This is a genomic window from Synechococcus sp. R6-10, assembly GCF_047461815.1.
GTDB lineage: Bacteria > Cyanobacteriota > Cyanobacteriia > Thermostichales > Thermostichaceae > Thermostichus.
Genome location: NZ_JANSHW010000530.1, coordinates 1 through 605, shown reverse-complemented (window position 1 = coordinate 605; position 605 = coordinate 1). Strand labels below are relative to the sequence as shown.

At 50.9% G+C, this 605-nt stretch carries 1 protein-coding gene; it reads left to right on the top strand.

Annotated elements, in window-relative coordinates; all coding sequences use genetic code 11:
* Positions 1 to 308: 308 nt before the first annotated feature.
* On the top strand, positions 309 to 605 hold a 297-nt coding region (locus NW837_RS13315), incomplete at its 3' end, for a 4Fe-4S cluster-binding domain-containing protein (protein WP_414332110.1).

The following is a 605-nucleotide window of genomic DNA, read 5'->3' as shown; positions in this document are numbered from 1 at the left end:
GACCCAACGCCTAGCCCACACGACCCAACGGTGGATACCTCCGTGCCTAGCCCACACGACCCATCGGTCTGAGCTGGGTGGGATCCCCAAGCTGCCCTTTCGGCTTTTTATCCCCCTTTCTCCCTTCCAGCCAGGATAGCACCAGGATAGCAGCGGTCTAGCTAAAAGACCCTAGGGATCTAAAAAAATCTAGTCCCAACCTAATCCAAAGAGAAATGGAAACTGTGTTCTATTTAACCTGAGTTAGCAATCTGGAAGAAAACCTCAAGATTGATTGATATTTTGCAAAAGTCATCCAGGATAAAAGTATGGATACCGTTATGAACCCCCTGACACCAATTGCCGGGCGCATTCACTCGGTGGAAACCTGTGGCACCGTCGATGGGCCAGGAATCCGCTTCGTAATTTTTACACAGGGTTGTCCACTTCGCTGTTTGTATTGCCACAACCCCGACTGTCGGGATCCGGAGGCGGGACAGCTTGTTACGGTTGAGTCTTTAATTGCCGAGATCCAACGTTACAAGAATTACTTGCGAGGGGGGGGAGTTACGGCTACCGGGGGAGAGCCTTTAATGCAACCCACCTTTGTAGCTGAGATCTTCCGT